This is a genomic window from Streptomyces sp. NPDC048504, from assembly GCF_043200035.1.
Taxonomy (GTDB): domain Bacteria; phylum Actinomycetota; class Actinomycetes; order Streptomycetales; family Streptomycetaceae; genus Streptomyces.
Genome location: NZ_JBICXA010000002.1, coordinates 294,107 through 314,970, shown reverse-complemented (window position 1 = coordinate 314,970; position 20,864 = coordinate 294,107). Strand labels below are relative to the sequence as shown.

The window sequence follows — 20,864 nt, the reverse complement described above, 5'->3', positions numbered from 1 at the left end:
CGTCAGAAAGTCGTAGCACTCATAGGAACCATCTGGACTGGGGACGGTGAACCTCCTTGGAATTCGGGCTCTTTGTACAGGGATACGTGGGCAAGCGTGCCGAGACGGACCCGCTGGCCGAGCACAAGGCGCTGATGGAGGAGACCGAGTACGTCATCCAGGCGGACAAGTCCGGCTTCAAGTACGCCTGGGCGTCCGAGCACCACTTCCTGGAGGAGTACTCGCACCTCTCGGCCAACGACGTCTTCCTCGGCTACCTCGCCCACGCCACCGAACGCATCCACCTCGGGTCGGGCATCTTCAACCCCCTCGCCCAGGTCAACCACCCGGTGAAGGTCGCCGAAAAGGTCGCCATGCTCGACCATCTCACCGACAACCGCTTCGAGTTCGGGAGCGGGCGCGGTGCCGGTTCGCACGAGATCCTCGGGTTCATACCGGGGGTGACCGACATGAACTACACCAAGGAGATCTGGGAAGAGACCATCGCCGAGTTCCCCAAGATGTGGCTCCAGGACGAGTACGTCGGCTTCCAGGGCAAGCACTGGCAGCTGCCGCCGCGGAAGATCCTCCCCAAGCCGTACGGGAAGGCGCACCCCGCGATGTGGTACGCCGCCGGGTCGCCTCCGTCGTACGCCATGGCCGCGCGCAAGGGGCTGGGCGTCCTCGGGTTCAGCATCCAGAAGGTGTCCGACATGGAGTGGGTGCTGGAGCAGTACAAGACGGCGATCGTGAACGCCGAGCCGGTCGGGGCGTTCGTCAACGACAACGTCATGGTGACCACGACGGCGATCTGTGCGCCGACCCATGACGAGGCGATCCGGATCGCCACGAGTGGGGGGCTGCACTATCTGCCCTCGCTGGTGTTCCGGTACCACGACACGTTTCCTCGGCCTGAGGGGTTCCCGGTGTGGCCGGAGACGCTGCCCGAGTACACGCCGGAGTTTGTCGAACTCCTCGTGGAGGAGGAGCTGTTGATCTGCGGTGACCCGGATGAGGTGCTCACCCAGTGCAAGCGGTGGGAGCAGGCCGGGGCGGATCAGTTGAGCTTCGGGTTGCCGGTGGGGGTGCCGAAGGAGGAGACGTTGCAGACGATTCGGTTGATCGGGGAGCACGTGGTTCCGAAGATCGATACGGATCCTGTTCACCGGACTACGCGGTTCCGGGAGACGGCCTGAGGTTGTACGGCGGCTGCGGGCGTGTGGGGGCTGGTCGCGCAGTTCCCCGCGCCCCTAAAAGCAAGGGGCATCGCACATAACGGAGTTGAGGAGGCTGGGCCCGTGCTCGATCACGTCATTAAAGGTGTCACCGTCGTTGATGGGACGGGGGCCGCCGGGTTTGTCGCCGACGTCGGTATAAGGGACGGGCGGATCGCCGTCATCGGTACGGTGGTTGAGGAGTCCCGGACGTCGGAGGATGCGCGTGGGCTCGTGCTCGCGCCGGGGTTTGTTGATCCCCATACCCACTACGACGCCCAGCTCTTCTGGGACCCGTACGCGACGCCTTCCCTCAACCACGGGGTGACCACTGTCGCCGCCGGGAACTGTGGGTTCACTCTCGCGCCGCTGAAGCCGGAGGATGCCGACTACACGCGGCGGATGATGTCCAGGGTCGAGGGGATGTCGCTGGTCGCGCTGGAGGAGGGGGCGCCCTGGAGCTGGCGGGGCTTCGGGGAGTATCTGGACGCGCTCGAAGGGCGGATCGCCGTCAACGCCGGGTTCATGGTGGGGCATTGTGCGCTGCGGCGGTATGTGATGGGGCCGGATGCCGTGGGTGGGCAGCCGAGTGAGGAGCAACTCGCCGAGATCGTACGGCTGTTGCACGAGGCGATGGACGCGGGGGCGTGGGGGTTCTCCACCACCCAGTCCTCCAGCCACTCGGACGGTGACGGGAAGGCCGTTGCCTCTCGGCATGCGCTGCCCGCCGAACTGCTCGCGCTTTCCAGGGCTGTTGGGGAGCACGAGGGTACGCAGATCGAGGCCATCGTCGCCGGGTGTCTCGATCAGTTCAGTGATGCCGAGATCGATCTGTTCGTCGAGATGAGCGCGGTGGCGGGGCGGCCGTTGAACTGGAACGTGCTGACCATCGATGCCGCTGTGCCTGAGCGCGTGCCCCGGCAGTTGTTCGCGAGTGAGCGGGGTCGGAAGGCCGGGGGGCGGGTCGTCGCCCTGACCATGCCGATCCTCACGCCGATGAACATGTCCCTCGGCACCTTCTGCGCGCTGAACCTGATACCCGGGTGGGGGCCGATCCTGAGCCTGCCCGTGTCCGAGCGGATCGCCAGGCTGCGGGAGCCGGACGTACGGGCCGAGATGCTGCGGAGCGCCAACAGCAAGGAGGCGGGCGTCTTCCGGCGGCTCGCGAACTTCGGGCGGTATGTGATCGGGGACACGTACAGCGACGCCAACGACGGGCTGACCGGGCGGGTGGTCAAGGACATCGCCGCCGAGCGTGGTCAGGAGCCCTTTGAGTGTCTCGTCGAGATCTGCGCGGCTGATCAACTCCGTACGGTTCTCTGGCCCATGCCTTCCGACAACGATCCCGCCTCCTGGGCGCTGCGGGCCGAGACCTGGCAGCACGAGGACGTGTTGCTCGGCGGGTCCGATGCCGGGGCGCATCTGGACCGGATGTGCGGGGCGCCGTACACGACCCGGTTCATCGGGGACTGTGTGCGGGGGCGGAAGCTGGTGGGGCTGGAGCAGGCCGTGAAGATGCTCACCGATGATCCGGCTCGGTTGTTCGGGCTGCGGGAGCGGGGGCAGGTGCGGGAGGGGTGGCATGCGGATCTGGTGCTCTTCGACCCGCAGCGGATCGACGCAGGCAAGGCCACCCTGGTGCACGACCTGCCGGGTGACAGTCCGCGTCTCGACTCCAAGGCGATCGGGATACGGGCCGTGTGGGTCAACGGAGTCGAGGCCATCCGGGACGAGGTGGTGAGCGGGAACGTGCCGGGGCGGGTGTTGCGGTCGGGGCGGGACACCAGGACGGTGAGCACCAGGTGAGTTCCGAGGCGAACTCCCAAGTGGCGGACGGGCAGCGGTTGTTCGTCGGCGGGGAGTGGGTCGAGCCGGACGGTGGCCACTATGCCGTGGTCGATCCGGCTACCGAGGAGACCGTGGGGTGGGCGCCGGAGGCCTCGCGGGGGCAGGTGTTCGCCGCTGCCGCCGCTGCCCGGGACGCCTTCGGGCCGTGGTCGCGTACGCCGGCCGAGGAGCGTGCGGCGATTCTCGGGCGGGCCGCGGACATCATCCGGGGCGGGCTCGTGTCGTACGCCGAACTCGCCCAGGCGGAGACCGGCGCCACGACCGGGACCGCGCGGGGCATGCAAGTGGGCGTCGCCGCGGCCCGGTTCCGGCGGTACGCGACCGTCGAACCGGCCGAGTGGGCGATCGCGCCGCAGGTCAACGAGGCGGGGCCGTTCGGGCGGGCGGCCGTCATGGGCGCGCTCGCCGTGCGGCAGCCGGTGGGTGTCGTCGCCTGCATCACGTCGTACAACAACCCCTGGGCGAACCCCGCCGGGAAGATCGCCCCCGCCCTCGCCATGGGCAACACGGTCGTCGTGAAACCGGCGCCGCAGGACCCGCTGTCCGTCTACCGGATGGCCGAGGCGCTGGAGGCGGCCGGGGTGCCGCGCGGGGTCGTGAACGTCGTCAACGGGCAGTCGGTGGAGGTGGGGGAGGCCGCGGTCGAGTCCCGTGACGTCGACATGGTCAGCTTCACCGGTTCCACGGCTGTCGGGCAGCGGATCGCCGAGGTGTGCGGGCGGGGGATGAAGCGGCAGCTGATGGAGCTGGGCGGGAAGGGCGCGGCTGTCGTCTTCGACGACGCGGATCTCGCCTCCGCCGTGTCCGGGATCGGTACGACGTTCTCCTTCTACAGCGGGCAGATCTGTACGGCGCCCACACGGGTGCTGGCGCAGCGCGGTGTGTACGAGCGGGTCGTGGAGCAACTGGCCGGTTATGCGCGGGCGTTGAAGGTCGGCGACCCGCGCTCGCCGGACACGGTCGTCGGGCCGGTGATCTCGGCGGCACACCGGGAGCGCGTCGAGTCGTACGTCGAACTGGGCCGGAAGGAGGGCGCGGTGGTCGTCGCGGGCGGCGAACGGCCGTCCGACGGGCCCGGGTTCCTCGTCGCACCCACCGTCCTCGCCGACTGCGGTGCCGAGATGCGGGTCGTCCGCGAGGAGATCTTCGGGCCGGTCGTCGTGGTCGTCCCCTTCGACTCCGAGGAGGAAGGGATCGCCCTCGCCAACGACAGCGACTACGGCCTCATCGACTACGTGTGGTCGGGGGACGTGGCCCGGGCGTTCCGGGTGGCGCGGCTGCTGCGGGCCGGTGGGGTGGGGGTCAACACCGTGGGGCGCAACATGGAGGCGCCGTTCGGGGGCTTCAAGAAGAGCGGGGTCGGGCGCGACGTCGGATCGTACGCGCTGCACGCGTACAGCGAGGTACAGGCGATCGTGTGGCCGGGGTGACGCCAGGCCCCCCGCCCGCCGGGCCGCATCCCCCGCCCACTGTCACCTGTCCAGATCCACCCGCACCGTCAGCAGACTCGACCCCATCGCCTTCACCGCCACGCTGTTGAAGCGGGGCAGGCTGCGCAGGCGGGCCTGGGGGTCGTCGTCGGGGAGGAGGTGGGCCGTGCCGGTGTGCCAGCGGCCCATGATGCGGACCCGGACCTGCGGGTTCGCCTTGATGTTGCGGACGTACTGGGAGAGTTCGCCGAACTCCGACACCAGCCAGAACGTGTCGCCGACGCGGCGGCCGCCGAGCGGCGTGCGGCGCGGTTGACCGGAGACCCGGCCGGTGGTCTCCAGGACGGTCTGGGTGGGGAGGTGGCGGGTGACCGCGTTCAGCACGCGTTGGATGCGGCTGATGGTGCGGTACTTGGCCTCGGGGTTCGGTGTCGGCATCTTTCTCGGATCTCCTGCTGATCGGACGGGGCGTGGACTTCAATGATCCCGTGCGCGTCGTGACGTGGAACCTGTGGTGGCGGTACGGGCCCTGGGAGGCCCGGCAGAAGGCGATTCTCGCCGTGTTGCGTGAACTGCGGCCCGATGTCGTCGGGTTGCAGGAGGTGTGGGATGCCGAGGGTGAGAACCTCGCCGGCTGGCTCGCCTCGGAACTCGGTATGCACTGGACCTGGGGAGCCTCCCACGACCCCGGGTTCTGGCAGCGCAGACTCGGCGACCCCACCGTCGGGATCGGCAACGCCGTCCTCAGCCGCTGGCCCGTCGCCGAGCGGGCCGTGCTGCCGCTGCCGCCCGGGGACGGTGACGGCGGCCGGCTCGCGCTGTACGCGGGGCTGGACGCGCCGGGTCACCACGTCCCCTTCTTCACCGTCCACCTCTCCTCCGCCACCGACGCCTCTGCCGTACGGTGCCAACAGGTCACCGCCCTCGCGGAGTTCGTCGCCGCCCACCGTGGCGACGGGCCCTTCCCTGCCGTCGTCACCGGCGACTTCAACGCCTGGCCCGACTCGGACGAGGTGCGGCTCTTCGGGGGGTACAGGACCGCGCCGGCCGTGGGCGGCCAAGTCCTCATCGACGCCTGGGACTTCGCCGAGCCGGGGGCGCCCTCGGCCACCTGGGACCTCGCGAATCCCTACGTGGCGGGCACGTTCGGGCCGAGCGTCCGTATCGACTACGTCTTCGTCGAACCGACCGCGAAGGGCGGACTCGGGCATGTGCGGGGCGTACGGCGGGCCGGAGACGGGCCGGTCGGCGGGGTGTGGCCGACCGACCACGCGGCCGTCGTCGTGGACCTGGGCACCTAGTTCACCGGTTCACCGCGCGGCTTCGCCCAGGAAGATCGGGTTCGTGAACGCCGCCAGCGCCCCCGGTACCGTTCCCGCCGCCGTCTCGTGCCTCAACTCGGCCCGTACGTAAGCCGCGTAGGACGCCGTCGTGTGCCACTCCACGGTCCCCGCCCCGCTCACCGACAGCGGATCGCTGGTGAACAGCACCCCCTGGTCGGTCACGAAGCGGACGGTGCAGCGCGGGGCGCCGGTGGCTTCCAGCCGTAGCGTGACCGGGGTGTCCGCGTCGACCCTCAACCGCTCGCCGATTCCCGCGTGTTGGGCCCGGCCGCCGGACGCGGTGAAGGTGAGGGAGAGGTTCTTGGACTCGGAGACGTAGGAACGGCCCGCACGGAGGCCGTCCTGGATCGCGTCCCTCGTCAAGTCGTCGGCCAGGACGACCGTTTGGGGCAGGCCGATCGCGTCGGGGTCGCGGTGGGCGTCGCTGTTGCCCATCGCCGGGAGCCACTCGCGGTTCTCCCGTACGGAAGCCACCAGCGTCGCGTCCCAGGAGGCGAGGGCGACCTCGTCGTCGGGCGTGTAGGGGCCGTTCCACACCTCGACGGCGTCCGCCTCGCCGAAGCCGAACTTCCAGGCGCAGCCGATGCAGGTGGCGTGCGGGTGGGCGGGGACGACCAGGCCGCCGGCGCGCCGGATTTCGCGGGCAAACCGTCCGAAGCGGTTGTCGCGCGCTCGGTAGCGCCAGTCGATGAACGTGCCGGGTTCGGTGCCGAGGGCGACGACGTGACCGTTACGCGTGGTGACCTCCTCGCCCAGCATGATCAGCAGGTCGTCGCCCGCCTCCGAGGCCCAATGGGGGTGCGAGGACTGGGTGTTGTGCTCCGACGTGTTGATGAAGTCCAGGCCCGCCGCCCGCGCCAGCGCCGCGATCTCGGCGGGGGTGCGGCGCCCGTCGGAGTACCAGGAGTGCAGGTGGCAGTCACCCCGGTACCAGGCCCGCCCGCGCCCCTTCGCCCGCTCCGGCGGGTACACCGGCCGCGGGGCGACGCCCGGTTCGCCGTAGGTGAGCGTGATCGTGAGCTCGTACGACAGCCCCTGCGGGGAGACGGTGTACGGGCCCAGCGCGACGTGCCAGGTGCCGGCGCGCACCGGGCCGGGGATGTAGCCGGGCGTCGCGTCGTCCACCCGGATGAAGAACTCCGTGCGGGCCCCGCCCGACCAGCCCCGGAAACCCTTGCCGCCGAGGTCCGTGCCGTGCTGGTCGAAGATGCCGATGTCGAGGGCGTTGCCCTGGGTGCCGGCCGGGACGGACGGCTTGTCGTACGTGTAGGCCACCTTGATCTCGCTGACCCCCGTGGGGACCTCGACGGGCACGTACACGAAGTCGGGCGAACCGGTCGGGAGCGTGCCCCGTACCGTCCGCGTCTCCTGGGCGCCGCTCGCCGGGGTCGCCGCACCGCTCGCGAAGGTCACGCTTCCCAACGTAAGCGCGGCGGTGGCGCCCGTCACGAACAGCGCGCGTCTGTTCATCCCGAAGTCGTGATCGCCGTTTCCGTGGTCGTCGTCGCACATGCTGCTGCTCCCGGGGTGTCGTGAGTGACAGGGATGGCGCGGAGGTGAGCGGAGGTGACCCGTACGACTCTGATAGTCGGCTGTGAACTCCCGTGCAAGGGCAGGGAATCGGCGGGTGTCGGGAAACCGGAGTCGGCAGGGGACGGAGTCGGGGCGGGGTTGTCTCCGGTCGAAGCGCCGTAGTGAACCTGCGGGCCGGTGGGGGCTTGTCGCGCAGTCCCCGCGCCCCTTACGGGGCACGGCCGCCCCTCTGCAAGTGACACTGTGTGACGACTGCCCGGCAGGAACGAATCGGCCGTCCCTCTTTGGCCTGATCAGACCGATCGTATGCTCGAAGGATGACGACTCCCGCGAGCTCCGGAACCGGCCCGACCGAGAACTCCATGCGTCGCGCCCTCAAACGCGCCCGTGACGGCGTCGCCCTCGACGTCACGGAAGCGGCGGTGCTGCTCCAGGCGCGCGGCGAGGCCCTCGACGACCTCACCGCGTCCGCCGCCCGGGTGCGCGACGCGGGCCTGGCGACGGCCGGCCGCCCCGGCATGATCACGTACTCGAAGAGCGTCTTCATCCCCCTCACCCGCCTCTGCCGCGACAAGTGCCACTACTGCACCTTCGTCACCGTCCCCGGCAAGCTCCGCCGCGCCGGACACGGGATGTTCATGTCCCCGGACGAGGTCCTCGACATCGCGCGCAAGGGCGCGGCCCTCGGCTGCAAGGAAGCCCTGATCACCCTCGGCGACAAGCCCGAGGACCGCTGGCCGGAGGCGCGCGAGTGGCTCGACGCGCACGGCTACGACGACACGATCGCGTACGTCCGCGCCATCTCCATCCGCATCCTGGAGGAGACGGGCCTGCTGCCGCACCTCAACCCCGGGGTGATGACCTGGACGGACTTCCAGCGCCTCAAGCCGGTCGCCCCGTCCATGGGCATGATGCTGGAGACGACGGCGACCCGGCTCTGGTCGGAACCCGGCGGCCCGCACTACGGCTCCCCGGACAAGGAACCGGCCGTACGGCTGCGCGTGCTGGAGGACGCGGGCCGCTCGTCCGTCCCCTTCACCTCCGGCATCCTGATCGGCATCGGCGAGACGTACGAGGAGCGCGCGGACTCCCTGTTCGCACTCCGCAAGATCTCCCGCTCCTACCACGGCATCCAGGAACTGATCATCCAGAACTTCCGCGCCAAGCCGGACACGGCGATGCGCGGCATGCCGGACGCGGAACTGGACGAGCTGGTGGCGACGGTCGCGGTGGCCCGGCACATCATGGGCCCGGCGGCCTGCATCCAGGCACCCCCCAACCTCGTCGACTCCGAGTACAAGCGTCTGATCGGCGCGGGCATCGACGACTGGGGCGGGGTCTCGCCTCTCACCATCGACCACGTGAACCCCGAACGCCCGTGGCCCCAGATCGAGTTGCTGCGGGAACAGTCGGCGGAGGCGGGCTTCGAACTCCGCGAACGCCTCTGCGTCTACCCGGAGTTCGTGGGCCGCGGCGAACCCTGGCTGGACCCGCGCCTGCTGCCGCATGTACGGGCACTGGCGGACCCGGAGACGGGACTCGCCCGTGAGGACGCGGTGGTCGAGGGCCACGCGTGGCAGGAGCCGGAGGAGGCGTTCGTAGCGTCGGGCCGTACGGATCTCCACACGACGATCGACACGGAGGGCCGTACGTCCGACCGCCGTGACGACTTCGACGAGGTCTACGGCGACTGGGGCGCCCTGCGCGAGGCGGCGGCGCCCGGCATGGTCCCCGAGCGCATCGACACTGACGTACGGCAGGCACTGGCGACGGCGGCCGACGACCCGACGAAGCTCACCGACGCGGAGGCCCTCGCGCTGCTGCACGCGGACGGCCCGGTGCTGGACGCGCTGACGCGGATCGCGGACGACGTACGGAAGTCGGTGGTCGGCGACGAGGTGACGTACATCGTCACGCGGAACATCAACTTCACCAACGTCTGCTACACGGGCTGCCGTTTCTGCGCCTTCGCACAGCGCCGTACGGACGCGGACGCGTACACGCTCTCCCTGGACCAGGTGGCGGACCGGGCCCAACAAGCCTGGGAGGTAGGGGCAGTTGAGGTCTGCATGCAGGGCGGTATCCACCCCGACCTGCCCGGCACGGCGTACTTCGACATCGCGAAGGCGGTGAAGGAACGCGTCCCCGGCATGCACGTCCACGCCTTCTCCCCGATGGAGGTCGTCAACGGCGCGACACGGACCGGCCTTTCGATCCGCGAGTGGCTGACGGCGGCGAAGGAGGCGGGCCTCGACACCATCCCCGGTACGGCGGCGGAGATCCTCGACGACGAGGTCCGCTGGGTCCTGACGAAGGGCAAGCTGCCGACGGCGACGTGGATCGAAGTAGTCACGACGGCCCACGAGTTGGGCATCAGGTCGAGCTCGACCATGATGTACGGCCACGTGGACCAGCCGCGCCACTGGCTGGGCCACCTCCGAACCCTGGCCGGTATCCAGCAACGCACGGGCGGCTTCACGGAGTTCGTGACGCTGCCGTTCATCCACACGAACGCGCCGGTGTACTTGGCGGGGATCGCGAGGCCGGGCCCGACGATGAGGGACAACAGGGCGGTGGTGGCGATGGCGAGGTTGTTGCTCCACCCCCACATCCCCAACATCCAGACGAGCTGGGTGAAGCTGGGCTCGGAGGGTGCGGCGGAGATGCTGCGCTCCGGGGCGAACGACCTCGGCGGCACGCTGATGGAGGAGACGATCTCGCGGATGGCGGGTTCGTCGTACGGCTCGTACAAGTCGGTGCGGGACCTGGTGGCCGTAGCGGAGCTGGCGGGCCGCCCGGCGAGGCCGCGCACCACCCTCTACGGCGAGGTGTCGGAGGAGCGGCAGCGGGCCGCTTCCGTCTCGGACGGACACCTGCCGGAGCTGCTGCCGGTGCTGGACTGAGCGGGAGGAGGGCTGGACGGGGGCCGGTACGATGATCCGACCCCTGTTCGATCGGGATGTGGGGGCTGTGAGTAGCTGAGGAGATGCGTGCCCGTGCCTGCCTCCAAGGTCTGGGTGACCGGTCTGACGGTGGGAGCGATCGCCGCGGTCACGGTCCTGGCCGTCCAGGCCGACAAGGGCCCGCACCCGAAGGCGTCCGCCGCCCGCCCGAGCGCCTCGGCGTCCGCACACGCGTCCACGTCCCCGAAGCCGCACGCGACGGCCGCCGCGGTACCGGCCTCCTCCGGTACCGGGCGGCGCATCGTCTACGCCGTCGGCCAGAAACGGGTCTGGCTGGTCGACGCGAGCGACAAGGCGGGCCGTACGTTCGCGGTCTGGCCGGGCACGGTGAGCCCGGACCCGGGCACGTACACGGTGTCGGTCCGCAAGGACGCCACGACGGGCTCCGACGGCGTCCAGATCGAGAACATCGTCTACTTCGCCACCAAGTCCGGCCTCAACATCGCCTTCTCCAACGCGCTGGACGGCTCCTCGCCCCCGCCGGCGGCGGGCAAGGAAACGGGCGGCGTCCGCATGGGCAAGGCGGACGGCGCGGCACTGTGGACGTTCGGGACGACGAGCACGAAGGTCATCGTGGTCAAGTAGTCGCCGTCCGGCCCTCCGTGAGCTGAACGACGACCAGCACGACCCCGCTCAACAGGAACACCCGGGTCGCCGCCTCCAGCCCGTTCCAGTCCTTCGACTGCCACATCGAGAACCACTCGCCCCCGACGGCGATGAACCCGGCCCCGAACAACACCATGAGCATGAGCAGCCCGTACGTGGAGAACCGCCGCGCCCGCTCGTCATCACGCCGAACCCACAACCAGGTCCCGTAGATCAGCACGAGCGCGGCAAGGGTCTCCCACGCGATGATCACCACATAAGCCGCGTCCTGCAGCCCCTTGCTGGTCACCGCCCGCCACATCAGATCGTCGTCCTTGAACGTCGTGTCCATGGCCAACACATGCCGCACGAACTGCTGATTGGTTCCGAAGTCGGTGATGTTCCCGAAGGCGACGAGGGCGATGTAGAGGGCGACGGTGGCGGTGAGGAGGGTGGCGGCGAGACGGGTTGCGGTGCGCGAGGTGGGGGTGGTCATGGCAGTTTCCTTCCCCGTGCGGAGAGATGCTCACCGCTTGCTCCCACTCGGAACTCTGGCCCGTCCCACTGTCACGACAGTCCGGCGGGGGCGCGGTCGTTGGGCGAGAATGGTGCCGCACGGACTCCGGTGGGCGGGCTGACGAGGGGGCGTACGGGTGGCGCAGGCGCGGCCGTCGATGCAGGAGCTGATCCGGCAGCGCAGGCGGGCCGGTTTCGTGGGGCGGGGTGTTGAACGGGCCGCGTTCCGGGCCAACTTCGGGATCGCGCCCGAGGACGAGCGGCACCGGTTCCTCTTCCACGTGCACGGCAATGCGGGAGTCGGGAAGACGTTCCTGGTGCGGGAGTTGGAACACGTCGCGCGGGAGGTGGGCGCGCTGACGGCGTACGTCGACGAGAGTGTCGGGAGTGTGCCGGAGGCGATGGCGGTGATCAGTCGTCAGTTCGCCGTGCAGGGACACCGGTTCAAGGAGCTGGAGCGACTGCTCGCCGCGCATCGAGAGCGACGGCATGAGGCGGAGGCGGCTGTCGTAGCCATGCTCGAACCGGCGCCGGACGGGCCGTCGGCGAGCAGCATGGTGGCGGCGCGGGCCGGATTGGTCGGACTCGGCATGGTGCCGGGGGCCGGCGCTTTCGCGGGTGCGTTCGACGCCACCCAACTCGCCCAGGGGGCAGATCGGTTGAGAGCGGGCCTCAGCGCGAGCTTCCGCAATCAGGAGGACGTGCAACTGGTTCTGTCACCGGAACGCGTCCTCACGCCGGTCATGCTCGGCGAACTCGCCGACGTGGCGTCCCGGGTCCCCTGGATCGTCCTGTTCTTCGACACGTACGAGCGGACGGGGCCGTTTCTCGACGGCTGGCTGCATGAGGTGATGACGAGCGACCTGTACGGTTTCCTCCCGGCCACGGTCGTCATGGTGACCGCCGGCCAGCACTCCTTCGACACCGCTCGCTGGGGCGGTTTCGCGGACTTCGTGGCCGATGTGCCGCTCGGCCCGTTCACGGAGGCGGAGACCCGGGGACTGCTCGCCGGCAAAGGGGTCGTGGCCGAGCCCGTGGTCGAGGAGGTGCTGCGTCTCACGGGCGGACTGCCGGTGCTGGTGTCGACGCTGGCCGAACAGCGTCCTGCCGATCCGGACGACGTGGGCGACCCCAGCGCCACGGCGGTCGAACGCTTCCTGAGATGGGAACACGACCCGGTGCGCCGGGCGGTGGCGCTCGCGTGCGCGTTGCCCCGGAGCTTGGACATGGACGTGTTCCGGGCCGCTGTCGAATGCCCGGACGAGGAGGCGGAGGCGCTGTTCACCTGGCTGCGCGGGCTGCCTTTCGTGGATGACCGGGGCGACCGCGTCCGCTATCACCACCTGGTGCGCGAGCCGATGCTCCGCCTGCAGCGCCGCCGCTCCCCACGCGGCTGGACCGAGCGGCACGCACGGCTCGCCGAGGTCTTCGCCAGGTGGCGCGAAGAGTCCGAAGAGACCAGGGAACCCCACGAGTTCCGGTCGGACGAGGAGTGGCGCGAACTGCGGCTGGCCGAGTCCTACCACTCCATGTGCGCGTTGCCTCGGACCGCGCCCGCGACGGTGTCCGCCGACATCGTCACTGCCTGCTCCAACGGGGAGGACGTGGTGCGCCGTTGGGTACGGCTCGTGGCCGATGCGGGTGAGGACACGGACGCGGAAGCCGTACGGACGTATGGGCGCGCCCTGACGGAGGCGTTCGCGGACGGAGGGGTGGCCGGTCTGCTCCAGTCGCTGCTGAGCCGCACGCGCGGGGACGAACGGTGGCGAGCGGAGGCGTGGGCGCACCGAGGCGACGCCCTCGGCCGGGCCGGTGACTACGAGCAGGCTCTGGACGACTACGACCGTGCCCTCGCGCTCGACCCGGACCTCGTGCGAGCCCACCGGGCGAAGGCGGTGACCCGAGGTGGAATGGGCGACTACGATGCCGCACTCCGTGACCTTGACCGGGTCGTGGCCCTGGAGCCGGACAACGCGTACAACATCATCCTGCGCGGTGAACACCACCGCATCGCACGCCACCATGCCGAGGCGATGCGGGACTTGGACGAGGGCATCCGCCTCGATCCGACCAGCGACTTCGCCTGGGCGTCCCGAGGCGCCACCCGCTTCTTCCTCGGCGAACTCGACATGGCTCTCTCGGACTTGAACCGTGCGCTGGAACTCAAGCCCGACTACGCCTGGGCACTTGCCCGCCGGGCACGGGTGTGGCGGGCGTTCGGCGACCACGAACGCCAACTGGCCGACCTCGACCGCGCGCTCCCGCTTCAACCCGACTGGGCCTGGGGCCTCTGCGAACGCGGTGACGCCCTCCGTAGGGCCGGCCGCGACGAGGAGGCGCTCGCCGACTACGACCGTGCCCTCGCCCTCGACCCTGACTACGCGTCGGCGTACGCCAGCCGCGGCGCGAGCCTGTCCAATCTGGGCCGCGACGAGGAGGCGCTCGCCGACCTGGACCGGGCTCTGGAACTCAAACCCTCGTACGCCTGGGCCGCGGAGTGGCGGACGACCGTGTGCCGGCGACTCGGTGCGCCCACCTCGAACGACGGGCCCGATGATCACCGCTCCGCTGCCAACTGAGCTTCGGGGTAATCGAATTACCGGGATACTCCGGCGAACGACACGAACTCGGTCCACGAGGCATCCGCGAAGGCGAGTTGGGCGCGCTGCGTGTCTTTGGAGTCGCGTACGTGGACTGTGGCATCGGTGGCGACTACCGCGACCTCGACGCAATCAGGGCCGTCGTTGCTGCTGTAGCTGCTCTTGAACCACTTCAGCGCGGAGGTCATGTCTCTTCTCCCATTACTTTCTCGATGAAGGCCAGGGACTCCCGTGGGGTGAGAGCCTGCGCCCGGATCATGCCATAGCGCATTTCCAGGACCTGAACTTCCTTGGGATCGCTGATTAGTCGGCTGTGGAGCTGACCTTCCGAGTGCCCGAGTGTCTTGCCGGCGAGGAGCTTCAGCAGCCGGATCGAGCCCGCCATACCCGCGTGGTCCTCACGGTCCGTAGGCATCACCTGGATCTCCACATGGCGCAACTTGCTGATCTCCAGGAGGTGTTCAAGCTGTTTCCGCAGCACCATTCTGCCTCCGAGAGGTCGCCGTAGCGTCACCTCTTCCTGGACGAAGGTGAGCAGCGGCGATGGCTTGCGTTCGAAGACGGCCTTGCGTGCCACGCGCGCGGTGACGTGCCGATCGATCTCCTCCTCCGTGTACGCGGGCCGTCGCATGACGTACAACTCCCTTGCGTAGTCCGGGGTTTGCAGCAGCCCGTGAATCTGGTGGCTGTCGTAGGCCCCCAGCTCTACGGCCTCGTCCTCCAGGTTTTTCAGATCCCGGACCTTCTTCGGGTACCGGGCCTTCTCCACGTCCTCCTTCATCGCGGAGATCTTGCCGACCGCTTTCAACACCTTGTCCGCCTTGTCGAGGAACTCCGGCTTGGGCGCTCGCCGCCCCCGCTCCACCGACGAGACCATCTCCGCGCTGTACCCGATCTCGACCCCGAACTCCGTCTGCGACAGCCCGGCGGCCTCCCGCCACATCTTGATCTGACGGCCTACCGCCTTCAGTACGGCCGCCGACTCCTCGTCCTCCACACCGCCCACCTCTCGTGCATGAGCCGGACGACCCCGGACAGCACCCGGACAGTCGCGCTCCGTACCGACATGAACGCTGTTCAGGGTAGACAGGAGTGGCCACGCTGAGTGATGTGAATGAAGAAATCACCCAAGCCGCCACCCTGGTACGGCACTTCACCGTGCTGTTGTCCGCAACGCGCCGGGGGGCCCGCCTCGCCCGTCTCCTCACGGAACGTCAACTCGCCGACTGGGAAGTGCCGTCCGACGCCGCGGAACACGTTGTCGCCGAACTCGCCGCGAACGCCGTCCTGCACGGGCGGGTACCCGGGCGCGATTTCAGGCTGGCCCTACGGCTCGACGCATTCGGCACGCTCCGTATCGAGGTGACGGACGCCCGGGGCGATTTGGTCCCCCATGTCCCGAACTCGGCCGCGGTGTGGGCGGAATCGGGGCGCGGGCTGCTGCTCGTGGCCGCGTACGCGGAGCGTTGGGGTGTCGATGAGGCACCCACCCCCTGCAAGACCGTGTGGGCCGAACTCGTGTTGGGGCGGAGGTGAGGGGGTTGCTGTGGTCCTGAGCTGTGGAGTGAACGTCGGGCCGCCCGCTTCTTGGCCAGTGTCGGGCTTCCGCGCCCCGAGTAAAGGGCGCTACGCGTCGCCTGCGGCGATTCCGCTTCGCTCCACCCTTGACTCGGTGCACTCCAGCCCGTCTTAGAAGCGAGCGGGCGGCCCCGAGGGATGGGTGGCCCAGGCATGAAGGCCCATGCCTGAACTGTCTTGCTGGCCGGTGTGGAGGGACGCGGTCGCGTCTCGCCAGCACGCCGGGCGGGTTTAGCGGCCAACGGTGAGTGGGTGGGGACTGACGCGACGGACACGAGCGCTTCTCCCTGGGGGACCCAGTCCGCAGAAGTGTGACAGTCCTGGCGGAAGTGTCACACTTCCCCGACCCGCCTCCCCCGCCCGGGCCCCTTCCCCTCCTTGTCGCCGTGCCACCGACCCTGCACTCCCTGGAAGCTGGGGTAATTTCTAACCAGCCAAAGCTCGTTACGGTGGTTAGATTTACCCCCGGCTTCCAGTAACCCCCCACCCACCGTTGGCCGCTGAGCCGAGGTGGCGTGCTGGCGAGACGCGAGCGCGTCCCCTCCGTACCGGCCCGCAACGCAGTACAGGTACGGGCATACGTGCCTGGCGGCCCGACGTTCACGTCTCCGACACAGGTAGGTCCAACTCCGCGTATACCGATCGACCCCCTCAACCCACCGTCCCCGTTCGATTACAGTGCTGAACTGACTCGTACGTATAGACGGAGCCCGAGGAGGCCTTGGTGAGTACGGCAACCGCGGCCGTCTGGGGTCGGGTCGAGCAGCAGGACTTCCGCAGTCGGGTGCGGGGGACACTGCTCGGGGCCGCCGTGGGGGACGCGCTCGGCGCACCCGTGGACCTGTTGGCGATCGACGAGATCCGGGAGGCCTACGGTGCGGAGGGCGTCGTAGATCTCGCCTTCGGGTACGGGCGGCGGGGGGCCGTCACTCATCTCACGCAGCTCAGTCTTTTTACCGTTGACGGGCTGATTCGGGCGCAGGTGCGGCGCGATACCGGGGCCTGGCATCCGCCTACCGATCTGCATCGGGCCTATTTGCGGTGGGCCGCGACCCAGCACGACTGGGGGCCCGATGAGCGGCGTAAGGATGATGGATGGCTTGCGCGTGAGGAGTGGCTCTATGCGCGGCGCGATCCAACTCGGGCTTGTTTGCTGGGGTTTGGCGATGAGCGGATGGGGACGCTCGACGCGCCCAAGAATCCTGGCGAGGTGGGAGGGGAAGCCGCCGCTCGTTCCGCGCCTTTTGGGTTGCTTGTGGGCTGGGAGCCTCAGCTGGTGATGCAGCTCGCCGTGGAGTGTGCCGCTCAGACCCATGGGCATCCCGTCGGGTATCTCTCCGCCGGCGCCTACGCCGTCATCGTGCATGGGCTCGCCCGCGGTGAGAGCCTCGACGCCGCCGTGCAACGGGCGCTCGGGCTGCTGGCCGCCAGACCCGGGCATCAGCCCGTCTCCGTCGCGCTCCAGCGCGCCCTCGGCGCCGTACGGCAGGGCATGCCCACCTCCGCGCGGGTCGAGGAACTCGTGGGGGAGGGGAACGCGGACGGGGCGCTCGCGGGGGCTGTCTACTGCGCGCTCGTCGGCGAGGACGTACGGCACGGGCTGTGTCTGGCCGTCAATCAGGGTGGGCCCTCCGGGACTGCCGGGGCGCTCACCGGTGGGCTGCTCGGGGCGTTGCACGGCGAGACGGCCCTCCCGCCGGCCTGGCTGGCCGAGCTGGAGGGCCGTCCCACGTTGCTCGTGCTCGCCGATGACTTCGCGGTGGAGATGACCCAGGGGCCCGCGTTGCACGGGCCCGCCGGGTCCGCCCCCGGTTGGATCGCCAGATACCCCAGAGGCGCGTAGCCGTAGCTACGACTGGCTGCCCACCACGTCGTCTCCCGCGCCCGCCTGCGCCGGTACCGCAACCGCCGCAGCCTCCCCGTCGTCGTCCCCGCCGCCGTTGATCTTCTCGATCAGCGCGTCCCGTTCCGGGGTGTCCTCGGGCTTCACATAGCCGATGAGGATGTAGAGGACGAGGGAGACCGCCAGCGGTATCGACACCTGGTACTGGAGCGGTACCCCGCCGTCCACCTCCCAGTTGATCGGGTAGTTGACCAGCCAGAAGGCGAACAGGCCCGCCGCCCAGCTCGTCAGCGCCGCCGTGGGACCGGACCTGCGGAACGGGCGGAGCAGACCCAGCATCATCGGGATCGCGATCGGGCCCATCAAGCCCGCGACCCACTTGATGACAACCGTGATGATGTCCTTGAACGTGGGCGAGTTGACCTGGGTGGCCACCGCCATCGACAGACCGAGGAAGACGACCGTGGTCACGCGGGCCGCGATGAGGCCCGAACGGTCGTTCCACGCGCGGGCCTTGGCGGAGACCACCGGTGCCACGTCCCGGGTGAAGACCGCCGCGATCGCATTCGCGTCGGACGAGCACATCGCCATCGTGTGGGAGAAGAAGCCGACGACCACCAGGCCCAACAGGCCGTGCGGCAGCAGCTGTTCGGTCATCAGGCCGTAGGAGTCGGAGCCGTCCGGCTTCTGCGCGTGGACCAGGAGCGGTGACATCCACATGGGGAAGAACAGGACCGTCGGCCAGATCAGCCACAGCGCCGCCGACAGCCGGGCCGAACGCTCCGCCGCGTAGGGGCTCTTGGTGGCCATGTAGCGCTGGGCCTGGTTGAGCATGCCGCCGTTGTACTCGAAGAGCTTGATGAAGAGGAACGCGAGGAGGAACACCGTGCCGTAGGGGCCGACGAGCGGTTTGCCGTGGCCCTGGAGGGCGGGTTCGTCCCAGGCGCCGAGGAAGCCGATGCCCTTGTCGTTCAACTTCAGTACGACGGCCACGAACATGGAGACGCCGGCCAGCAACTGGATGACGAACTGGCCGAGTTCGGTCAGCGCGTCCGCCCACAGACCGCCGATCGTGCAGTAGACCGCCGTGATGGCGCCGGTGATGAGGATGCCCTGGTTCAGGGACACACCTGTGAACACCGACAACAGGGTCGCGATCGCCGCCCACTTGGCCGCCACGTCCACGATCTTCAGCAGCATCCCGGACCAGGCGAGCGCCTGTTGGGTCTTGAGGTTGTAGCGGTTCTTCAAGTACTCCAAGGGGGACGCCACATGGAGCCGTGAGCGCAGCCGGTTGATGCGCGGCGCGAACAGCTTGGAGCCGATGGCGATGCCCAGCGCGATCGGGAACGACCAGGTGATGAACGACGTGACGCCGTAGGTGTAGGCGATGCCCGCGTAGCCGGTGAACATCACCGCGCTGTAGCCCGACATGTGGTGCGAGATGCCGGACAGCCACCAAGGCATCTTCCCGCCGGCCGTGAAGAAGTCGCTCACGTTGTCGACGCGTTTGTGCGACCACACGCCGATCGCCACCATCACGCCGAAATAGCCGATGAGCACGGCCCAGTCGAGCCCGTTCATATGCGCCCTCCCACGATTGAGCCGGTTCAGCCCGGGGCTCATCGTGGGCGGTCGCGCGTGAGCACGACAAGTAAGCGTGCGGTCAAGGGGGAGTAAAATCGTTCGGATTGATGTTCCGTGTTCAGCTATGTGAACTCATCGCATCAGCTCACCGGCGTTGACCAGCAACGACTGACCCGTGATCGCCCGCGCCCGGTCCGACGCCAGGAACACCGCCGCGTCCGCCACATCCCCGTCCGTCGCCAGCTCGGGCAGCGCCATCCGGTCGGACAACCGCTGCAGCACCTCCGCCTCCGGCACCTTCTCCGTGTGCGCGGTGAACTGCACGTACGCCTCCACCGGCGGCCCCCACATCCACCCCGGCAGCACGGTGTTCACCCGGATCCGGGACGGCCCCAACTCCCGTGCCAGCGAGTACATCGCGCTCGTCAGCGCCCCCTTCGACGCCGCGTACGCCGCCTGCCGCACCTGTGAGGGCGCGGCGACGGCCGACTGCGTCCCGATGAAGACGACCGAGCCGCCACCCACCTCCTTCAACGCCGGCAGGCAGGCCCGTGTCATCTTCAGCGTCCCCAGCAGATTCACGTCGATCACCGACTGCCAGGTCGCGAAGTCCGCGTCCTCGACCCCGCCGAAGTAGCTGTCCCACGCGGCCACTTGGACCACCGCGTCGACCCGCCCGAACCGCTCCCGCGCCACCGCCACGAGCGCCTCGCACTGCCCCTCGTCCGTGATGTCCGTCGCCCGGTACGCCGTGTGCGTGCCGTCCGGATCGATCTCGGCGGCCGACTTGGCGAGATTCGCCTCCGTGCGCGCGCCGAGGACGGCGTTCCCCCCGTCCCGCACCACGGCGGCGGCGACCTGGTGGCCGAGTCCGGCACCGACCCCCGAGACGACGACGGTCTTGCCCGCGAGCAGCGACATCCGATCCCTCCCGGGGTCTGGCGATTTATCTGACGGGGCGTCAGAGTATGGGCGACCGGCGGAGGACGGAAGGGGAGCGACGTGGGCGAGGAAACCCGGAGCGACGTGTACGCCGAACTGGCAGCCGTAGGACCGTACGGAGTCCGGCCGGGGCATGCGCTGATCACCATGGTCGAACCGCATCCCGGCCACGAGTACGCCTACAACCGCTGGTACGAGGACGACCACTACTACGCGGGCGCGATGGCCATGCCCTGGATGTACTCAGGCCGCCGCTGGATCGCCACCCGGGACCTCCAACTCCTGCGCCGGCCCGAGAAGTCGGCCGTCGCCGAGCCCGTCACCGCCGGCTGCTACCTCTCCACGTACTGGGTCACCGAAGGCCGCTACGACGACCACATGAAGTGGACCGTCGGCATCAACAAACGGCTCAACCGCGACGGCCGCGTCTACCAGGACCGTACGCACGTCTTCACCGCGTTCCAGGACCACGAGGCGACCGTCTACCGCGACGGCGCGGCAGGACCGAGGGACTTCCACGCCCTCGACCACCCTTACGCCGGGCTGGTGTTGGAGGTCGTCGACAGTGAATCGGCCGAGCAGCGCGCCGAGTTGCTGGAGTGGCTCCGCTCCCGGCACCTCCCCAAGCGGCTCGCCGGGTCACCGGCCGCGATGGTGACCGTCTTCCGGCCGACCCCACTGCCGGGCGACCGCATGACCTACGTCAAGCAGGTCGAGGGGGTCGACACCCGGCTCACGTTGCTGTGGTTCCTGGAGGCGGACCCGCGCGACTGCTGGGAGGAGTACTTCGCGGACCTGGAGACGCCGGTGGCCGAATCGGGCCTGGGGCGCGTCGAGTTGGTGGCACCCTTCATCCCGACGGTGCCGGGCACGGACAGGTACGTGGACCAACTCCGCTGACCA

The 20,864-nt window shown here is 69.2% G+C and carries 17 protein-coding genes; 10 read left to right on the top strand and 7 right to left on the bottom strand.

Annotated features, from left to right (window positions below; genetic code table 11):
- Positions 1-56: 56 nt before the first annotated feature.
- The 3 genes from ACGFY9_RS05655 (at position 57) to ACGFY9_RS05645 (ending at position 4,471) form a co-directional block, all read left to right on the top strand.
- Positions 57-1,175, top strand: a complete 1,119-nt coding sequence (locus ACGFY9_RS05655) for an LLM class flavin-dependent oxidoreductase (protein ID WP_393752273.1) — start codon at positions 57-59, stop codon at positions 1,173-1,175.
- Between the two features lie 102 nt (positions 1,176-1,277).
- Positions 1,278-2,999, top strand: a complete 1,722-nt coding sequence (locus ACGFY9_RS05650) for an amidohydrolase family protein (RefSeq protein WP_393752271.1) — start codon at positions 1,278-1,280, stop codon at positions 2,997-2,999.
- The gene (locus ACGFY9_RS05645) at positions 2,996-4,471 is read left to right on the top strand and encodes an aldehyde dehydrogenase family protein (RefSeq protein ID WP_393752270.1); all 1,476 of its coding nucleotides are present in this window, start codon (positions 2,996-2,998) and stop codon (positions 4,469-4,471) included. Before ACGFY9_RS05650 ends, ACGFY9_RS05645 begins: the two co-directional genes overlap by 4 nt.
- 42 nt (positions 4,472-4,513) lie before the next feature.
- On the opposite strand, the gene ACGFY9_RS05640 is transcribed toward ACGFY9_RS05645, so the two are convergent.
- Entirely contained in the window at positions 4,514-4,909 is a 396-nt protein-coding gene (locus tag ACGFY9_RS05640; RefSeq protein ID WP_393752268.1) for a nitroreductase/quinone reductase family protein, read from the bottom strand.
- Positions 4,910-4,959: 50 nt separating this feature from the next.
- Between ACGFY9_RS05640 and ACGFY9_RS05635 the strand changes: the two genes are divergently transcribed.
- Positions 4,960-5,772: an endonuclease/exonuclease/phosphatase family protein gene (locus ACGFY9_RS05635; RefSeq protein ID WP_393752266.1), complete on the top strand. Its 813-nt coding sequence runs from the start codon at positions 4,960-4,962 to the stop codon at positions 5,770-5,772.
- Between the two features lie 9 nt (positions 5,773-5,781).
- On the opposite strand, the gene ACGFY9_RS05630 is transcribed toward ACGFY9_RS05635, so the two are convergent.
- Entirely contained in the window at positions 5,782-7,326 is a 1,545-nt protein-coding gene (locus ACGFY9_RS05630) for a CehA/McbA family metallohydrolase (RefSeq protein ID WP_393752264.1), read from the bottom strand.
- Positions 7,327-7,664: 338 nt separating this feature from the next.
- Here ACGFY9_RS05630 and ACGFY9_RS05625 point away from each other — a divergent pair, with 338 nt between their 5' ends.
- A complete protein-coding gene (locus ACGFY9_RS05625; protein WP_393752262.1) occupies positions 7,665-10,250 on the top strand; it encodes a bifunctional FO biosynthesis protein CofGH in 2,586 nt (861 codons plus the stop codon).
- Between the two features lie 93 nt (positions 10,251-10,343).
- Entirely contained in the window at positions 10,344-10,895 is a 552-nt protein-coding gene (locus ACGFY9_RS05620) for a hypothetical protein (RefSeq protein ID WP_393752843.1), read from the top strand.
- Here the strand turns inward: ACGFY9_RS05620 and ACGFY9_RS05615 are convergent.
- Complete coding sequence (locus tag ACGFY9_RS05615; RefSeq protein ID WP_393752260.1) at positions 10,888-11,391, bottom strand: DUF2165 domain-containing protein; 504 nt, start codon at positions 11,389-11,391, stop codon at positions 10,888-10,890. The two genes, ACGFY9_RS05620 and ACGFY9_RS05615, sit on opposite strands and share 8 nt — an antisense overlap.
- A gap of 178 nt (positions 11,392-11,569) precedes the next feature.
- Between ACGFY9_RS05615 and ACGFY9_RS05610 the strand changes: the two genes are divergently transcribed.
- Entirely contained in the window at positions 11,570-13,990 is a 2,421-nt protein-coding gene (locus ACGFY9_RS05610; RefSeq protein ID WP_393752842.1) for a tetratricopeptide repeat protein, read from the top strand.
- Positions 13,991-14,007: 17 nt separating this feature from the next.
- Here the strand turns inward: ACGFY9_RS05610 and ACGFY9_RS05605 are convergent, their stop codons facing one another.
- A complete protein-coding gene (locus ACGFY9_RS05605) occupies positions 14,008-14,199 on the bottom strand; it encodes a DUF397 domain-containing protein (protein WP_393752258.1) in 192 nt (63 codons plus the stop codon).
- Positions 14,196-15,008, bottom strand: a complete 813-nt coding sequence (locus tag ACGFY9_RS05600) for a helix-turn-helix domain-containing protein (protein ID WP_393752256.1) — start codon at positions 15,006-15,008, stop codon at positions 14,196-14,198. The genes ACGFY9_RS05605 and ACGFY9_RS05600 overlap by 4 nt, the downstream gene beginning before the upstream one ends.
- Before the next feature lie 113 nt (positions 15,009-15,121).
- On the opposite strand from ACGFY9_RS05600, the gene ACGFY9_RS05595 reads away from it, so the two are divergent.
- Positions 15,122-15,547 (top strand): ATP-binding protein, encoded by a 426-nt coding sequence (locus ACGFY9_RS05595; RefSeq protein WP_393752254.1) that lies wholly within the window; start codon positions 15,122-15,124, stop codon positions 15,545-15,547.
- Between the two features lie 763 nt (positions 15,548-16,310).
- Positions 16,311-17,432, top strand: a complete 1,122-nt coding sequence (locus ACGFY9_RS05590) for an ADP-ribosylglycohydrolase family protein (RefSeq protein ID WP_393752252.1) — start codon at positions 16,311-16,313, stop codon at positions 17,430-17,432.
- Positions 17,433-17,438: 6 nt separating this feature from the next.
- On the opposite strand, the gene ACGFY9_RS05585 is transcribed toward ACGFY9_RS05590, so the two are convergent.
- Positions 17,439-19,016, bottom strand: a complete 1,578-nt coding sequence (locus ACGFY9_RS05585; RefSeq protein ID WP_393752250.1) for a sodium:solute symporter family protein — start codon at positions 19,014-19,016, stop codon at positions 17,439-17,441.
- A gap of 135 nt (positions 19,017-19,151) precedes the next feature.
- On the bottom strand, positions 19,152-19,940 hold the full coding sequence (locus ACGFY9_RS05580) for an SDR family oxidoreductase (RefSeq protein ID WP_393752248.1): 789 nt from the start codon (positions 19,938-19,940) through the stop codon (positions 19,152-19,154).
- 81 nt (positions 19,941-20,021) lie between these two features.
- Between ACGFY9_RS05580 and ACGFY9_RS05575 the strand changes: the two genes are divergently transcribed.
- Complete coding sequence (locus ACGFY9_RS05575) at positions 20,022-20,861, top strand: hypothetical protein (RefSeq protein WP_393752246.1); 840 nt, start codon at positions 20,022-20,024, stop codon at positions 20,859-20,861.
- Positions 20,862-20,864 lie beyond the last annotated feature (3 nt).

Coding starts and splice junctions, on each gene's coding strand:
- ACGFY9_RS05640 (WP_393752268.1), bottom strand. CDS start 4,909: ATGCCGACACCGAACCCCGAGGCCAAGTACCGCACCATCAGCCGCATC.
- ACGFY9_RS05630 (WP_393752264.1), bottom strand. CDS start 7,326: ATGTGCGACGACGACCACGGAAACGGCGATCACGACTTCGGGATGAAC.
- ACGFY9_RS05625 (WP_393752262.1), top strand. CDS start 7,665: ATGACGACTCCCGCGAGCTCCGGAACCGGCCCGACCGAGAACTCCATG.
- ACGFY9_RS05615 (WP_393752260.1), bottom strand. CDS start 11,391: ATGACCACCCCCACCTCGCGCACCGCAACCCGTCTCGCCGCCACCCTC.
- ACGFY9_RS05610 (WP_393752842.1), top strand. CDS start 11,570: ATGCAGGAGCTGATCCGGCAGCGCAGGCGGGCCGGTTTCGTGGGGCGG.
- ACGFY9_RS05605 (WP_393752258.1), bottom strand. CDS start 14,199: ATGACCTCCGCGCTGAAGTGGTTCAAGAGCAGCTACAGCAGCAACGAC.
- ACGFY9_RS05585 (WP_393752250.1), bottom strand. CDS start 19,016: ATGAACGGGCTCGACTGGGCCGTGCTCATCGGCTATTTCGGCGTGATG.
- ACGFY9_RS05580 (WP_393752248.1), bottom strand. CDS start 19,940: ATGTCGCTGCTCGCGGGCAAGACCGTCGTCGTCTCGGGGGTCGGTGCC.